The following is a 15124-nucleotide window of genomic DNA, read 5'->3' as shown; positions in this document are numbered from 1 at the left end:
ATTCGGGGCGTTTGGCGATACGTTGGCAAGTGTGTCGATGTCGAAGGGCGCCAACGTTGCGGTGCCGGTATCCGCCGTCCGGATCGAACTGGGCTGGCAGAGCGGCCCCGGCGTGCCCGACGCCGACGCCTCGGCGCTGCTGCTGGTGTCCGGGAAGGTGCGCGGCGACAACGACTTCGTCTTCTACAACCAGCCCGTGCACCCGTCCGGTGCGGTCCGGCACGAGGGTAAGCGGCAGGGACCGATCGTGCTCGACGTGCTGTCGGCGAATCTCGCGCAGGTCGAGGCGCAGATCGACACGATCGTGATCGCGGCCTCCGCGGACGGCGGCACCTTCGGCCAATTCCGTGGCCTCCATGTGCGTCTGGTCGATCCGGGCAGCGGCGCCGAGGTGGCGCGGTTCGACAGCGTCGGCGCGACCACCGAGACCGCGTTCGTGCTCGGCGAGCTCTATCGACGCCAGGGCGCGTGGAAGTTCCGCGCGGTCGGGCAGGGGTACGCCGCCGGATTGGCCGGTCTGGCCACCGATTACGGCATCTCGGTGGACGACGCCGCGGCACCCGCCGCGCCGCCGCATCAGTTCACCCCGCCACCACCGCCCGCCGTCCCACCGCATCAGTTCACCGCGCCGCCGCCCCCGGCGCCGCCCGCCCCGCAGTACGCCCCGCCTCAGCCGCAGTTCCCACCGCCGCCGCCCGGATATCCGCCGCCGCCCGGCACCTACGGCTCGCCGCCGCCGAACATGGCTCCGCCACAACAGTTTCCGCCGCAGTCCGGCGCTCCCGTCAATCTCGGCAAGATCTCGCTGACCAAAGAGTCGCCCTCGATCTCACTGACCAAGCAGGGCGCGACCGGCGGCGTCATGCGGATCAACTTGAACTGGACCGGAGCCGCGGCTCCCGCGCCGCGCAGGTTCGGCAAGCGCAAGAGCGCGGGCCTCGACCTTGACCTGTGTTGCCTCTGGGAGATGACCGACGGAACGAAGGGCGCGATCAGCCCGCTCGACAGCTTCGGTTCGCTGCGCAAGGCGCCCTTCATCCAGCTCGATCAGGACGATCGGACCGGCGCCGTCGCCACCGGCGAGAACCTCGACATCAACCTGGACCACACCGCGAAGTTCCGCAGGATCCTGGTGTTCGCCTCGCTGTACGCCGGCGCGGACGACTTCCGTGGCGTGCACGCCACGGCCACGCTGTACCCGGTCGGCTCGCCGCCGATCGAGATGCTGGTCGGTGGCTGCGCCGACAATTCGCGGGAGATGGTGCTCGCGTTGATCGAGAACATCAACGGCGAGTTCGTGGTGCACCGCCAGGGTGTCTTCATTCGGCCGCCCGCCGGTCGCCCGCTGTGGGGCAAGAAGGAAGTCGACCAGGCCTACGGCTGGGGCCTCGAGTGGGGACGTAGCGCAGGCAAGTAGGTCTCAGGCGGTGTCGAGCTGATCGAGCAGCCGTTGCGCCTGGTCGCGCAGTGCGTTCAGATCGCCGGGCCAGCCGAGCACGCGCAGCGCCGCCTCCGGGATCGTCCGCTCCGCGTCCTCGGGGGCGTTGCCCTCGTCCGAGCGCATGCTGATCACCATCTCGACCAGCCGGAACGGCAGCGCCGCCGCCCCGACGATGCCCGCGCCACCCGCCTCGGCCAACACCGTGGCCGCCAATGTCTCGTAGTGCCCGCGTAGTTCGTCGCGCCGCAGCCGGAACGTCGCGAACCGTTCGGTGCGCAGCTCCGGAAGCAGGTACAGCGCACCGAGATTCCAGCGCGCGGCGCACAGTTGCCGAACGTCGAAGTGGGCCAGCGCGTAAAGCCGTATTGGCGCGGGCTGCGACACATTCCCCAGTCGCTCGGCGAGTTCCAGTGGGGCGGCTATGGTTTCGGCAAGCAGCGCATCGAGGATGTCATCCTTGGCGGCGAAGTGGTGATACAGCGATGCCTGACGGATGCCGACCGCGTCGGCGACCACACGGGTGGAGGTGTTCGCATAGCCATTGGTGGTGAACAGCTCCCCGGCGGCATCCAGTATCTCGGCGCGCGGCGTCTGGCCGCGACGGCGTCGCTGCTCCACACGAGGACGGCCGGGGCCGAGGTTTGCCACAGGGCCCATTCTGGCAGGTCCGCGCCGGACCGATCCGCATCGGCCGGTCCTCCGGTGACCGGTGGAGAGATTTCTGTCATTCGATAGAAACTTCGGCAACGCAGAATTAACCAGGGTTACCGCAAGCGATACACGCGGGTCACCGAAAGCGCGATCGCCATCGCAAAACTGTCACCTGATAGGTATTGGCCACTCGCCGAAGGACCCTCATGGCCACGATGTTCGCCCCCGCCCCTCCGCCCGACACCAGCCGCGACGGCGCCGATCTGGCCCGATTCGGCTATGAGCCCGTGCTACGTCGAAAGCTCGGCCGCTACGCCTCGTTCGCGGCGGGCTTCTCGTTCGTCTCCATCCTCACCACGATCTTCCAGTTCTTCGGCTTCGGCTATTCGTTCGGCGGTGCCGCCTTCTTCTGGACCTGGCCGATCGTGTTCGCCGGGCAGTTCCTCGTCGCGCTGAACTTCGCCGAACTGGCTGCGCGCTATCCGATTTCGGGCTGTATCTACCAGTGGTCGCGTCGTCTCGGCGGCGAGCTCGTCGGCTGGTTCGCGGGCTGGATGATGGTCATCGCGCAGATCGTCACCGCCGCCGCCGCGGCCATCGCGCTGCAGGTGGTGCTGCCGTCGATCTGGAGCGGCTTCCAGCTCGTCGGCGACGACACCGCGCTCACCTCGTCCGCCGGTGCGACCAATGCGGTGCTGCTCGGCAGCATCCTGCTGGCGGTCACCACGATCATCAATGTGCTCGGCATCGACCTGATGTCGCGGATCAACTCGATCGGCGTCACCGTCGAGATCGTCGGCGTGCTGGCGATCATCGCGCTGTTCTTCACGCACACCGAGCGCGGGCCCGGCGTGGTGCTGGACACCGATCAGGCTGTGCCCGGCTCGTATTGGGCCGCCTTCCTGGCATCCGGACTGATGGCCGCCTACGTGATGGTCGGGTTCGATTCCGCCGGTGAGCTTTCCGAGGAAACGAAGAATCCGCGCCGGGTGGCGCCGCGCACCATCCTGACCGCGCTCGCGGTGTCCGCGCTCGGCGGCGGGCTGTTGCTCCTCGGCGCGCTGATGGCCGCGCCGAGCCTGTCGGATGGCTCGCTCGGCACCGGCGGCCTGGCCTACGTGCTCACCGCGAAGCTGGACAGCCCGGCGGGCACGGTGCTGCTCTGCTGCGTCGCGGTGGCGATCACGGTGTGCACGTTGGCGATTCAGACGGCGGGCGCGCGGCTGATGTTCTCGATGGCCAGGGACGGGCGGTTGCCGTTCGCGCGCAGGCTCGCCGCGGTGCACCCGCGCTTCGGCACCCCGGTGCTGCCCTCGGTCATCATCGGCGCGCTCGGCATCGGCCTGCTGCTGCTGAATCTCGGCAACGCCGCGATCTTCGCGACCCTGGCCAGTGTCTGCATCGTGACGCTGTACCTGGCGTATCTGCTGGTTACCGTGCCGCTGCTGGTGCGGCGGAGCAAGGGAATGCCCGCGGACGAATCGAGCGAAGCAGGCCTGTTCAGCTTGGGCCGCTTGGCGATTCCGGTGAACGTGCTCGCCGTGCTCTGGGGTGTCGCCATGGCGGTGAACCTGGCCTGGCCGCGCGCCGCGGTCTACACCCCGAACGGCGGCGGCTGGTGGATGCTCTGGGCCGCACCGCTGTTCGTGGCGCTGGTGATCGCCACCGGCGTTGTCGTGCATTGGTTCGTCGCCCGCACGCCGGGCACCACCGAAAGCCCGGTGCCCGCAACGAAATCCGCCTGACCGGTGGCGCGGTGGTGGCGCCGGCCACCACCGCGCCCTCGTTCCTATCCGACCGGCCGTTCCCACCGAAGGGGGCACATAATGACCAGCACCGCATCCACCGAGGGCGCACGCGCGCACGCGCGATCGCAGGCTGCCACTGCGGCCGTCGAGGGACCCGCACTGCCCGCGGACATCGAAACGGCGAGAATTACCTTCGCCCAGCGTATTCCGCGAGATGGCTACGCGAACGTCGTGCTCGGGCGGGGCACTCGGATCCGGCTTTCCGATCCGGCGGGTGCCGCCTGCGCGCATCTGCTGCTGGTACGCCCCGACGCGCCCTGGGAACGGCTGAATGTCGCCGACACCGTCAAGGTTCCGTGGCAGGCCTATCTGGGCGACGGGCATCCACTGCTGTCCGACCAGGGCCGCATTCTGGCCACCGTGCTCGCCGACACCTCGGGTAGCCACGACACCCTGTGTGGACCGGCCGCCGAGGCACGGCAGCTGCTGCGCCTCGCCGGCGCCAAACACGGCCTCGAGCCCCGCGACATCGGCCCGACGGTGTCGTTCTTCCGTGGGGTGCGGGTGGCATCCGATGGTGCACTGACCGCCACCGGCAGCGCCGCACCCGGATCCTCGGTCGACCTGCTGGTGCACCTCCCGGTGATCCTGCTCGTCGCCAATGCCGCGCACCCGCTCGACGACCGCGCCACAACGGATCTCGACATCGTCGCCTGGGCCGCACCGGAGGATCTCGGCCGCACCCACAGCAGCGACCCGGAATACCAACGGGCCGTAAACAACACCGAACGCGCCTGGACGGCCGCACTGACGCTGGAGGCAAGGCCATGAGCACCGTCGTTCTCGACGAAACCGTCCCCGCCCGCGCCCCCTGGTCCGCGGTGGTCAAGGCGGGCGAGCAACTGGAGATCGTCGATCTGCACGGCAACCAGGCGGTGGACTGCCTGCTGTATTCGGCGGCGGACCACACCGACCGCTACAGCGCGCAGGCCACCATCGCCGCGCAGCGCAATATCTTCCTGACCACCGGCAGCGTGCTGCTGACGGACGCGGGAACCGCTCTGATGACCGTCCTCGCCGACGAGGTCGGCAATCACGACACCATCGCGGGCGCCTGTTCCCAGGAGTCGAACACGCTCCGCTACGGCCAGCACACCCGGCATCAGCACGCCTGCGTGGAGAACTTCCTCACCGTGGCGCTGCGCTGGGGTCTGGGGAAACGGGATCTGGTGTCGAACATCAACTGGTTCATGAACGTTCCGGTGGAGGCCGACGGCACGCTCGGGATCGTCGACGGATTATCCGCTCCCGGAAAGAAAGTCACCCTCCGCGCCGAGATCGACACCCTCGTCCTGGTCTCCAACTGCCCCCAGATCAACAACCCATGCAATGGTTTCGATCCGACGCCGGTGCGCATGGTGGTGACGAAATGACCAGCACCGAGCTATCCGGCGAAACGGCCTTGAACGCCGAAGCCCGCTCTAAGACACCCGGAATGGGCGCTGTGGCCGGCTCCAGCGTAGCTCCGACGGGCATCACGAACTCGGCGCGAGCCGGACGCGAATCGCCGGGCTCCGTCTCTTCGTTCACGTCCGTCGAAGTTATCCGGTCCGGAATGCTGACCACAGTGCAGGATTGGCCCGGGCGAACCGGATACTGGCATGTCGGGGTGCCGCCGTCGGGGCCGATGGACGATCTGTCGTTCCGGCTCGGCAACCGAGTGCTCGGTAATCCTGAAGGCGCGGCCGGGCTGGAGTGCACCCTCGGTGGTCCCGCACTGAGGTTTTCGGCAGCCACCTGGGTGTGTGTCACGGGTGCGCCGACCGACGTCACGGTGAACGCCGTTCGAGTAGCGCAGTGGCGGACCGTACAGATCCCGGCAGGCGGCGTCCTCGATATCGGCGCCGTTCGCGGGCCGGGCATGCGCTGCTACCTGCTGTTCGCCGGGGGCATCCAACTGCCCGAATACCTGGGCAGCACAGCGACATTCACCCTCGGCCGATTCGGCGGCAGCAACGGCAACGCACTGCGGGTTGGGGAGACCTTGTCGCTCGGACCACAGCACGGCCCTATCGCGACCGGGGTCCCGATGGACGACCAGCCGGTGCTGACCAAGCGCTGGGAACTGGCGGTGACCGAAGGCCCGCACGGCGCACCGGAATTCTTCACCCGCGCCGACTTCGACACCATCATCGGCACCGACTACGAGGTGCACTTCAACTCCGACCGCACCGGCGTCCGGCTGATCGGACCGAAACCCGACTGGGCCCGCACCGACGGCGGCGCGGCGGGCCTGCACCCGTCCAACATCCACGACACCCCGTATTCGGTTGGCGCGCTGGACTTCACCGGCGATACCCCGATCCTGCTCGGCCCCGACGGACCGAGCCTCGGCGGCTTCGTCTGCCCGATCACCGTGGTCGCCGCCGACCGCTGGAAGCTCGGGCAGTTGACACCCGGCGACGCGGTGCGTTTCGTGCCGATCCGCAGCGAACGCGCCGCCTCGATTCGAGAACTCGGCGCCGGGCGAAGGGCGTCCTGGCCGACCGTGCTGTCGTCCGGCGGCGATGCAGATGACGGCGTCCTGCGACGCACCGAGGTCGACGACGAGACCGGGGTGACCTATCGCCGCGCGGGTGACGACGCGGTGCTCGTCGAATACGGCACCATGACACTGGATCTCGCGCTGCGCGCCCGGGTGCACGCGCTACATCAGCACCTGCTCGCCGCGGGTGCGCGCGGTGTGACCGAGCTGACCCCGGGCATCCGTTCGCTGCAGATCCGAGTCGACCCGCACGTCCTTTCCGTGTCGGCCCTGCTCGATTTACTGGCCGAAGCCGAACAGCATCTGCCCGCCGCCGACCAGCTCGTCGTCCCAAGCCGCACGGTGCACCTCCCTTTGTCCTGGGACGACCCGGCAACCCGCGAGGCCATCACCCGCTACATGCATGGCGTCCGCGCCGACGCCCCGTGGTGCCCTTGGAACATCGAATTCATCCGCCGCATGAACGGATTAGCCTCGGTAGCAGACGTTTACGACACCGTCTTCAGTGCCGAATACCTCGTTCTCGGCTTGGGCGATGTGTATCTCGGCGCCCCCGTCGCCACCCCGACCGACCCGCGCCACCGCCTGGTCACCACCAAGTACAACCCAGCCCGCACCTGGACTCCGCAGAACGCGGTCGGCATCGGCGGTGCCTATCTGTGCGTCTACGGCATGGAAGGCCCCGGTGGTTATCAATTCGTCGGCCGCACCACCCAGGTGTGGGACCACCGCGCAGGTCCGCTCGCCGGTCGGCCCGGTGCGGACCGCCATCCCTGCGGTGCGGAAACCCCCTGGCTGCTGCGCTATTTCGATCGCATTCGCTGGTATCCCGTCGGCGCGGACGAATTGCTCGAGCTACGCGCCGATTTCGCCGCGGGTAATGTCCAGGTGCGGGCCGAGGACGGCGAATTCCGGCTCGCCGACTATCGCAAGTTCCTCACCGCCAACAACGCGTCCATTACCGAGTTCCGCGCCGTGCAGGCGGCAGCCTTTGCCGCCGAACGCAACTCATGGCAGCTCGCCGGTGAACTCGCGGCGGGTTGACGCCGTCAGGTCATCGTCGTCGGTACGACGGGTCCGCTCCAGCCGCACGGCAATCCACAGGTGGCGACCACCAGTTGCTCGACGTCGTCGTCATCGAAGTGCGCGGTGATCGTCGACGCGTGCGCGGGATACCCGCACAGCGGACACTTGCCGAAATAGTTCAGGACCGGATCCACCCGCGATGAAACCATCGTGCGATCCCGGTGACTCGGTAACCCCGGTGTGGTCATGCTCGTTCCTCCCGACCTGATGGTGCGCCTCCGGCCGGGCAACGGCAAGCCCCGAATTCACCAGCCGAAAAGTTCCGCCAGATCGATCGAATCGTCGTCCCACGCGCGTTCGATCGCCGCGCGCTCGGCCTCCGGAAGTTCGGGCGACCACCCGCAGCGGCGCCAGAACTCTTCCCGGTGTTCCTGAGTGAATGGTCTGGGTTTATCCATGGGCTGCACCTCGCCGACGGTCCGCTCCCCCGATTGTGGGCCTGCTCCGGCGGCGACATGCCGGAACAGGCCCACAGACTTCAATTTTCAGCGCAGATCGCGGAAGAACTCGCGGACATCGGCGGTCAGCAGCACCGGCGCTTCCAGCGCGGCGAAGTGACCGCCGTGGTCGGCCTCGGTCCACCGGGTGATGGTGTTCTCAGGTTCCGAGTAGCGCCGGATGCCGACGTCGTGAGCGAGAATCAATGCCGCGGTGGGCACTCCGGAGTTCGCCTTCGGCGCACCCCACGCATCGGAATGCGCGTAGCCGACATACGCCGCCGAACCGGCGGTTCCGGTGAGCCAGTACAGCATTACGTTGGTCAGCAGCCGATCCCGGTGAATGATCTTGTCCGGGTCTACGTTTCGCGGATACGTCCACTCGCGGAACTTGTCCATAATCCAGGCGAGCTGTCCCACCGGGGAATCCACCAGCCCGTAGGCCAGCGTCTGCGGACGGGTGGACTGAATCGCGATGTAGCCGAACTCTTCCTGCATGAACGCCTCGATCCGGCGCACCCGATCGCGCTCGACCTCGTTCAGGCTCGCCAGCTCCGCCTCGGACAGTGGCAGCCGCGGCATGGGGCCTGGCCCGCCGTTGACGTGCACGCCCACCACACTTTCCGGCGCGATCCGGGCGGTCTCCGGGCTCACTCCGGCGCCGATGTCACCGCCCTGCACGCCGTAGCGCTCGTACCCGAGCCTGCGCATGAGTTCGACCCAGGCCTGCGCGGTTCGCTCGATCCGCCAGCCCGCCTCGGCGACCGGGCCGGCGAAACCGAAGCCTGGCAGCGACGGGATCACCAGGTGGAAAGCGTCTTTCGGATCGCCGCCATGGGCGGTGGGATCGGTCAGTGGCCCGATCACGTCGAGGAATTCGACCACCGAGCCGGGCCACCCATGCGTCAGCAGCAGCGGCAGCGCCGCCGAGTGCGGCGAACGGATGTGCAGGAAGTGGATGTTCTGTCCGTCGATCTCGGTCGTGTACTGCGGGTAGGCATTGAGCTCCGCCTCCGCCGCACGCCAGTCGTACTCGGTCCGCCAGTAGTCGACCAGCTCACGCAGCCAAGTGGTCGGCACGCCGGTGTCCCAGCCGTCGCCGGGCAGCGGCGCGGGCCAGCGCGCGCCATCGAGCCGAGTACGCAGGTCATCGAGCTGCCGCTGCGGGATGTCGATGCGGAATTCGTTGATCTCGTTGGTCATGAATTGAACGATATGACCCGCCTAGGACACCTATCGCCCTAGGTTTCCGGCAGACTGAAACCCATGTTGGAAACCTCCGCGCGACTACTGCGACTGCTCTCGCTCTTGCAGACTCCCCGCGACTGGACCGGCACCGACCTGGCCGAACGTCTCGAGGTGGACGTGCGCACGGTCCGCCGGGACATCGACAAGCTGCGCAACCTCGGTTACCCAGTGGATGCCACGCCGGGCGTCGCGGGTTATCGGCTCGGCGCGGGTGCGAAGCTGCCGCCGTTGCTGCTGGACGACGACGAGGCGGTGGCGGTCGCGATCGGTCTGCGCACCGCGGCGGGTGGCACTATCACCGGGATCGAGGACAGCTCGCTGCGCGCGCTCACCAAACTCGAACAGGTGCTGCCGTCCAGGCTGCGCCACCGCGTCGGCCTGCTTCAGTCGATCACCGTCACGGTGCGGGCCGGCGGAGCGACCGTCGACCCGGACACGCTCACCGCGATCGCCGGCGCCATCCGCGACAGTCACCGCCTCCGCTTCGACTACCGAAGCCACGACGGCACAACATCTTTGCGCACCGCCGAGCCCCACCGCCTGGCGCACACCGGGCGTCGCTGGTACCTCATCGGCTGGGACGTCGACCGCGCCGACTGGCGCACCTACCGATGCGACCGCCTGCACCCGCGCATCCCGACCGGCCCCCGCTTCACCCCGCGCGAGGCACCCGACGTGGACCTGTCCGGCTATCTCTCCCGGGGAGTGACGAGTTCGCCGTATCGCTATGCCGCTCGCGTCACCCTGGGCGTGCCTGCCGAGATCGCCACCGATCGCATCGCGCCCACCATCGGCGCCGTCGAGGCTGTGGACGCCGAAACCTGCGCGCTGCGAATAGGTTCGGACTCACTCGACGAATTGGCCGTCTATCTCGCCACTTTCGGCTTCCCGTTCCGCGTGCACGAGCCGCCGGAACTGATCACCCATATCCGCGAGCTGACCGCCAGGCTCGCCCGATCGGTCGATTAGGCAACTGGCACGGCGGCAACCGCCTCGACCTCCACCACCGCGCCGGGCACCGCGAGTCCGGCGACCAGCGCGACGGTGATCGCCGGCGGATTCGGTCGACCCGCCCACACAGCCATGAACGCGCCGAAGCCCTCCTGGACCGATTGGCCGTCCACGATCAGGATCGTCCACTTCACCACGTGTTCGATCGACGCACCCGCCGCCGCGAGGCAGGTCTGCAGGTTGGCCAGCGCCTGCCGTGTCTGTGCGGCGACATCGGGTCCAACGAGGCGACCGGAACCGTCCACCCCGTTCTGCCCGCCGACGTAGACGGTGTCCGCCGCCGCGGCGACCCGCACCACCTGGGTGAACGCCGAATTGCTCGGCAACGTTTCGGGATTGAGGTATGTCGCGATTGTCATGTTCGTACTGTAGGCACCGCTCGCCCATGCCTCGACAGGAAGCGGCGCGGCTCAGACGACGAGCAGTGTCTTGCCTTGGGCGTGCCCGTCCAGGACGTGCTGCACCGCGGCGCCCGCCTGGGCCAACGGATAGCGCTTTTCGATCAGCGGCCGGAGTTTGCCTGCCGCGGTCAGCCCGGCGAGGAACTCCAGATCGGTGCGACGCGGACGCATGAGCAGGATGCCGATCTGCTGGCCGACGAACAGGTTGGCCAGCACAATCTTCCCCATCCACACGATCGGGCCCGCCCAGTCTCCGCCGGGTGCACCGGCCGAGGAGACGAAGCTGCCTTTCGGGGCGAGCACTCGTCGGCAGTGCCGCAGTGACCGGTTGCCGATCAGGTCGAGCAGCACGTCGTAGCGCCGGTCGCTCGCGGTGAAATCATCGGTGGTGTAGTCGATTACGTGGTCCGCGCCGAGCGATCGCATCGTCTCGATATGACGAGTGCTGCACACCGCGGTGACCTCGGCGCCGAGCGCCTTGGCGAGCTGGATCGCGGCGGTACCGACCCCGCCCGAAGCTCCGTTGACGAGTACCGACTGCCCGGCCGTCAGCTGACCGACGTCGCGCAGCCCCTGGAGTGCCGTCATCCCCGAATCCGGCAGGGCCGCAGCCTCTTCGAGGGGTAGTCCGGTTGGCGCGATGGCAAGCCGCTGCGCCGAGACACACGCGTACTCCGCGAAGGCTCCCGAATTCACCGAGCCGAAAACCGCGTCACCGGGCCGGAATCCGGTCACCTCGCACCCGACCGCCACCACTTCCCCCGCCAGGTCGTGCCCGATGATCGGATCTTTCGGTCGCCGCAGGCCGAAACCGAGCCGCAGCAGGTAGGGCATGCCGGTGAGCAGATGGGCGTCGCCCTGGCAGACCGACGCGGCACGCACTCGCACCAGAATCTCGTCGGGGCGCGGATTGGGCCGGACCACCACCTCGGTCCGCAGCACCGAACCGTCGCCGTACCGCGGCGCGCCTATCGCCGTCATCGTGTTGACATCGACCGTTGATTGCGGGCTCTTGGCCTCGGACATGGGATTTCCTCGCCTGAAAACATGTACTTACAGCGTAATTGGAAGGCGGCCATGCGCGCGCGGGCCATCGCCGCGCACGAGGTACTGCTGCGGCACCCGTGGGCCAACGGACTGATCGGCACCCGCCTCAACGTCGGCCCGGCCATGCTGCGCTACGTCGACGCCACCATCGGCTGCCTGCGGGCCGCGGGCTTCTCCTACCCGCTGGCCGATCGGGCATGGAACGCGCTGGACAGCCACATCTACGGATTCACCTTGCAGCAGGTGAACTTCCCGCTGCAGCCGGACGAATACGCCTCCGCCGCACAGCAATTCCTGCCGCTCATCCCGGCGGATCGGTTTCCGTACATGAACGCGTTGTCGCGGTTGGTGATCGACGGAAAGCACACGGGTATAGCGGATTTCAGCTTCGGCTTGAACCTGATTCTCGACGGGCTCGAACGACTCCTCGGCGAATCCACGGACTGAGTCTCACACCTTGGCCGATCGGTCGATACCCACCGTCGCCCGCCCTCAACTACCGACTCGGCCACGGCTGGGTCGTCAACCAGGGCATCGGCGGAAATCGCCTGCTGACCAACGAGATCGGCGTGCCCGGCCTGGACCGCTTCGACCGCGACGTCCGCAACGTCCCCGGCGCGAGCACCGTCTTGATCAATTTCGGCATCAACGACCTCATCCTCGGCGGCATGTCCGGCGAACCGCCCGCCACCACCGCCGAACTGATCGCCGGCTTCACCGAGATCGCCCGCCGCGCCCGCGAGGCGGGCCTGACCATCCACGCCGCCACCATCGGCCCATACGCAGGCTGCATCTACCCCGGCATGCCGCTCGAGGAAACCCAGCAGACGCGCCGCGAAGTGAACGAATGGCTGCGCACCACCGACGTTTTCGACTCGGTCTTCGACGTGGCCAACGCCGTCGAAGACCCCGACCGCCCCGGCTTCATCGCCCCCCGCTACGACTGCGGCGACGGCATGCACCTCAACGACGCGGGCCATCGCGTCATGGCCGAAACGATCGACATCACCGCCCTGTTCGGCTGAACTCTTACCGAGAGCCGTTGCGCGACACCGCGTAACGGCTCGCACCGATCACGGCGCCAACCCGCGCAACACGATCTCGAGGCCGCCGCGGAACTCCTCGTCGACCGACATCTTCCTGGCCTGCGCCGCGGTTTGCGTGAGCATCGGGTACTCCTCGGGGGAGAGTTGTGCGATGGCGGTGGTCGCGGGGGCGTTGATCGATGCGTAGTGCTGGTTCTCCAACGACCCGAGCAAGAACGCGACCAGGGTGCGCTGGGCGATCACTCGATCGGGACCGTCGAAGCCACCGTCGGTGAGCACCGACAGCATGGCCTCCATCCAGCGCAGCGTGCCGGTCGACGACTTCCGGTGCCGAGGGACCAACGGGACCGTCGGGGGGTGGGCGGAGATGGCGGCCCGCATCCGTCCGAGCAAGGTGGTCAGGCGGTCTCGCCAGTGCGCGTCGGCCGGGGTCGATACGTCGATCCCGGCCAGCACCTCGTCCACGACGAGGATCTCCAACTCCTCCCGGTCCGATACGTAGCGGTACAACGCCATCGTGGCCATGTTCAGTTCTTTCGCCACCGCCCGCATGGTGAGCGCGGCCAGCCCATCGCGGTCGATCACCGCCAGCGCGGCGACGCCGAGATCGCGTTTCGTCAGCGAACGAGGACGTGGCATGGGTTGACAGCGTACAAGCTACGCGCATACTGGTCGTAGGTGTACAAGGTACGCCTACGAAAGGAACCGCTCATGCCTTTGCCGACGTCCGTCTCCGATCGGGTATTGACCACCATCGCCGGTGCCGCCGTGCCCATCCCCGATCCGAACCGCCTGATCCACCTGCAATTTCGCCGATTCGCCGGCTGCCCGGTCTGTAATCTGCACCTGCGCTCGATAGTCGCCCGCCATCCCGAAATCGCCGCCGCGAACATTCGCGAGGTAGTCGTATTCCATTCCAGCGCAGCGGAATTACACACCTACACCGAGGACATGCCGCTCGACCTGATCGCCGATCCCACCCGCGAGCTGTACCGCGAATTCGGTGTCGAATCGTCACCGCGAGCCCTACTGAACCCACGCGGCTGGCCCGCCATCCTCCGCGCCGTGACACACGCGGCCACCGCCGCCCTCCGCAAGCAACAACCCGCTCCCCCAACAAAACCCGAGGGCGGCAACCTCGGCCTCCCCGCCGACTTCCTCATCGCCACCGACGGTCGCGTACTCGCGTCCAAACACGGTACACACGTCTACGACCAGTGGTCGGTCGACGAATTGCTGTCCCTTGCCACCGTTTCGGAGCCACGTTGACCACCTTCGAAAAGCCCACCGTGGCAAGAGCATCCGCCCTGTGCTTCGGTGGCCTGCTAGCAGGCGCGTTCGGCTACGGTGCCGTCAACGTTCTCTACGCGTTCCGCGAAGTCCCGCTGAACGTCCGCTTCACCTTCCACACCGCGCTGATGTCCGTGAACGGTCCCGTCATGCAGTCGCTGATGGGCCTCACCATCCTCAGCTGCCTGGTGCTCGCGTTCCGGACAACCGCCCGCGACCGCTGGTTCGCCGCAACCGCGGCCGCACTGGCCATCGCCTCGTTCCTCATCACCCGATTCGGCAACGTCCCGATCAACCAGCACATCAAGGTCTGGGCGGTGACGTCCCCGCCACCCGACTACGCCGAGATCCTCAGCCGGTGGGAGGCATTCCATTTCGCCCGCACCGCCTGCGCCCTCCTGGCTTTCCTCCTGATCGTCACCCGCACCCTCACCCCCACGAAAAGAGCGACGCCATGACGACCGTCGAACTGTTCATCCGCAGAGATCAGTTGCCCATCAGGGCAGCAACGTTCCGGGATCGAAGGTGAATTCGAACGGACTGCGCAGGGTGACGACGTCTCCGGCCGCCACCCTGTGGGTCAGCTCGTAAGTCTGGTCACCGCCGAGTTCGTAAGCGAACAGAACCGGCAGGGACTCGCCCGGCAACTGGCCTTTGAATGAGTTGATCTCGAGACGCCAGTAGTGGGGGATGCCTGCCTCGGCGTAGACGACGGGCTTGACCATCCGGTCTTGCAGGGTTGTCGACTTGGACACCACTTCGACAACTAGTTTCACCTGGCCGGCTGGAATCCCGCGGCCGTCCCATTCGATCGGACCGATGGCCGCAATTAGGTCGGGGATCGGCTCGTCCTCGCCGATCAGGACGCCGACGCCGGGAAGTGTGACGAGCCATGGCGGCACAGCGTCGTCGAGGGCACGTCCCAAGCCTTGGATCAGCAACTGGTGCCGAATGTTCGGCGCTGCGGTCACGACCAGCAGGCCATTCACCACTTCGTAGCGCAATCCGTTTTCAGGCAGTTGGTCGAGGTCTGTCGCTGTCCAACGGCCACCGCGCGGAACCGGCAGCACCATGGGACGACCTCCAGCGCGAAGGTGGCGAATCGGAGTCCGCCGATCCCGTACCAATCTAGGTCACGGCGGCAGACGAAACCGCCGGTGCAGAGTGCTGGTT

At 67.4% G+C, this 15124-nt stretch carries 18 protein-coding genes; 10 read left to right on the top strand and 8 right to left on the bottom strand.

Annotated features, from left to right (window positions below; genetic code table 11):
• The first annotated feature begins 37 nt into the window (after positions 1-37).
• Entirely contained in the window at positions 38-1417 is a 1380-nt protein-coding gene (locus tag ACIA8C_RS00605) for a TerD family protein (protein ID WP_397130723.1), read from the top strand.
• A 3-nt stretch (positions 1418-1420) separates the two neighbouring features.
• Here the strand turns inward: ACIA8C_RS00605 and ACIA8C_RS00600 are convergent, their stop codons facing one another.
• Positions 1421-2089, bottom strand: coding sequence for a TetR/AcrR family transcriptional regulator (locus ACIA8C_RS00600; protein ID WP_397130143.1), 669 nt, complete (start codon positions 2087-2089; stop codon positions 1421-1423).
• A 209-nt stretch (positions 2090-2298) separates the two neighbouring features.
• Between ACIA8C_RS00600 and ACIA8C_RS00595 the strand changes: the two genes are divergently transcribed.
• The 4 genes from ACIA8C_RS00595 (at position 2299) to ACIA8C_RS00580 (ending at position 7429) form a co-directional block, all read left to right on the top strand.
• Positions 2299-3837 carry an amino acid permease gene (locus tag ACIA8C_RS00595; protein WP_397130142.1) on the top strand — a complete coding sequence of 513 codons (1539 nt, stop codon included), beginning with the start codon at positions 2299-2301 and terminating at the stop codon, positions 3835-3837.
• Positions 3838-3918: 81 nt separating this feature from the next.
• The gene (locus ACIA8C_RS00590) at positions 3919-4671 is read left to right on the top strand and encodes a DUF1989 domain-containing protein (RefSeq protein WP_397130141.1); all 753 of its coding nucleotides are present in this window, start codon (positions 3919-3921) and stop codon (positions 4669-4671) included.
• Positions 4668-5273: an urea amidolyase associated protein UAAP2 gene (locus tag ACIA8C_RS00585; protein WP_397130140.1), complete on the top strand. Its 606-nt coding sequence runs from the start codon at positions 4668-4670 to the stop codon at positions 5271-5273. The genes ACIA8C_RS00590 and ACIA8C_RS00585 overlap by 4 nt, the downstream gene beginning before the upstream one ends.
• Positions 5225-7429 (top strand): 5-oxoprolinase/urea amidolyase family protein, encoded by a 2205-nt coding sequence (locus tag ACIA8C_RS00580; RefSeq protein ID WP_397130139.1) that lies wholly within the window; start codon positions 5225-5227, stop codon positions 7427-7429. Before ACIA8C_RS00585 ends, ACIA8C_RS00580 begins: the two co-directional genes overlap by 49 nt.
• Positions 7430-7434: 5 nt before the next feature.
• Here the strand turns inward: ACIA8C_RS00580 and ACIA8C_RS00575 are convergent, their stop codons facing one another.
• From ACIA8C_RS00575 to ACIA8C_RS00565, 3 genes are all read right to left on the bottom strand, one after another.
• A complete protein-coding gene (locus tag ACIA8C_RS00575; protein WP_397130138.1) occupies positions 7435-7659 on the bottom strand; it encodes a hypothetical protein in 225 nt (74 codons plus the stop codon).
• Between the two features lie 57 nt (positions 7660-7716).
• A complete protein-coding gene (locus ACIA8C_RS00570) occupies positions 7717-7869 on the bottom strand; it encodes a hypothetical protein (protein WP_396997554.1) in 153 nt (50 codons plus the stop codon).
• Positions 7870-7956: 87 nt separating this feature from the next.
• Positions 7957-9111, bottom strand: coding sequence for an epoxide hydrolase family protein (locus tag ACIA8C_RS00565; RefSeq protein WP_397130137.1), 1155 nt, complete (start codon positions 9109-9111; stop codon positions 7957-7959).
• Between the two features lie 63 nt (positions 9112-9174).
• Between ACIA8C_RS00565 and ACIA8C_RS00560 the strand changes: the two genes are divergently transcribed.
• Entirely contained in the window at positions 9175-10125 is a 951-nt protein-coding gene (locus tag ACIA8C_RS00560; protein ID WP_397130136.1) for a helix-turn-helix transcriptional regulator, read from the top strand.
• Here the strand turns inward: ACIA8C_RS00560 and ACIA8C_RS00555 are convergent.
• Positions 10122-10526, bottom strand: a complete 405-nt coding sequence (locus tag ACIA8C_RS00555) for a RidA family protein (RefSeq protein ID WP_397130135.1) — start codon at positions 10524-10526, stop codon at positions 10122-10124. The two genes, ACIA8C_RS00560 and ACIA8C_RS00555, sit on opposite strands and share 4 nt — an antisense overlap.
• Before the next feature lie 51 nt (positions 10527-10577).
• Positions 10578-11594 carry an NAD(P)-dependent alcohol dehydrogenase gene (locus ACIA8C_RS00550; RefSeq protein WP_397130134.1) on the bottom strand — a complete coding sequence of 339 codons (1017 nt, stop codon included), beginning with the start codon at positions 11592-11594 and terminating at the stop codon, positions 10578-10580.
• Positions 11595-11615: 21 nt separating this feature from the next.
• On the opposite strand from ACIA8C_RS00550, the gene ACIA8C_RS00545 reads away from it, so the two are divergent.
• Together ACIA8C_RS00545 and ACIA8C_RS00540 are read left to right on the top strand one after the other, a co-directional pair.
• On the top strand, positions 11616-12062 hold the full coding sequence (locus tag ACIA8C_RS00545) for a TetR/AcrR family transcriptional regulator C-terminal domain-containing protein (protein WP_397130133.1): 447 nt from the start codon (positions 11616-11618) through the stop codon (positions 12060-12062).
• Positions 12050-12640, top strand: a complete 591-nt coding sequence (locus tag ACIA8C_RS00540; protein ID WP_397130722.1) for a GDSL-type esterase/lipase family protein — start codon at positions 12050-12052, stop codon at positions 12638-12640. The genes ACIA8C_RS00545 and ACIA8C_RS00540 overlap by 13 nt, the downstream gene beginning before the upstream one ends.
• Positions 12641-12688: 48 nt before the next feature.
• On the opposite strand, the gene ACIA8C_RS00535 is transcribed toward ACIA8C_RS00540, so the two are convergent.
• A complete protein-coding gene (locus tag ACIA8C_RS00535) occupies positions 12689-13300 on the bottom strand; it encodes a TetR/AcrR family transcriptional regulator (RefSeq protein ID WP_397130132.1) in 612 nt (203 codons plus the stop codon).
• A 72-nt stretch (positions 13301-13372) separates the two neighbouring features.
• On the opposite strand from ACIA8C_RS00535, the gene ACIA8C_RS00530 reads away from it, so the two are divergent.
• Positions 13373-13930, top strand: a complete 558-nt coding sequence (locus ACIA8C_RS00530) for a peroxiredoxin-like family protein (protein ID WP_397130131.1) — start codon at positions 13373-13375, stop codon at positions 13928-13930.
• On the top strand, positions 13927-14409 hold the full coding sequence (locus tag ACIA8C_RS00525; RefSeq protein WP_397130130.1) for an anthrone oxygenase family protein: 483 nt from the start codon (positions 13927-13929) through the stop codon (positions 14407-14409). The genes ACIA8C_RS00530 and ACIA8C_RS00525 overlap by 4 nt, the downstream gene beginning before the upstream one ends.
• 39 nt (positions 14410-14448) lie before the next feature.
• On the opposite strand, the gene ACIA8C_RS00520 is transcribed toward ACIA8C_RS00525, so the two are convergent.
• A complete protein-coding gene (locus ACIA8C_RS00520; protein ID WP_397130129.1) occupies positions 14449-15024 on the bottom strand; it encodes a Uma2 family endonuclease in 576 nt (191 codons plus the stop codon).
• Positions 15025-15124: the final 100 nt, after the last annotated feature.

It is taken from the genome of Nocardia sp. NPDC051321 (genome assembly GCF_044455225.1).
Lineage (GTDB): Bacteria > Actinomycetota > Actinomycetes > Mycobacteriales > Mycobacteriaceae > Nocardia.
The sequence above is the reverse complement of the archived record's forward strand: the minus strand, read 5'-3'. Positions and strand labels throughout refer to the sequence as shown.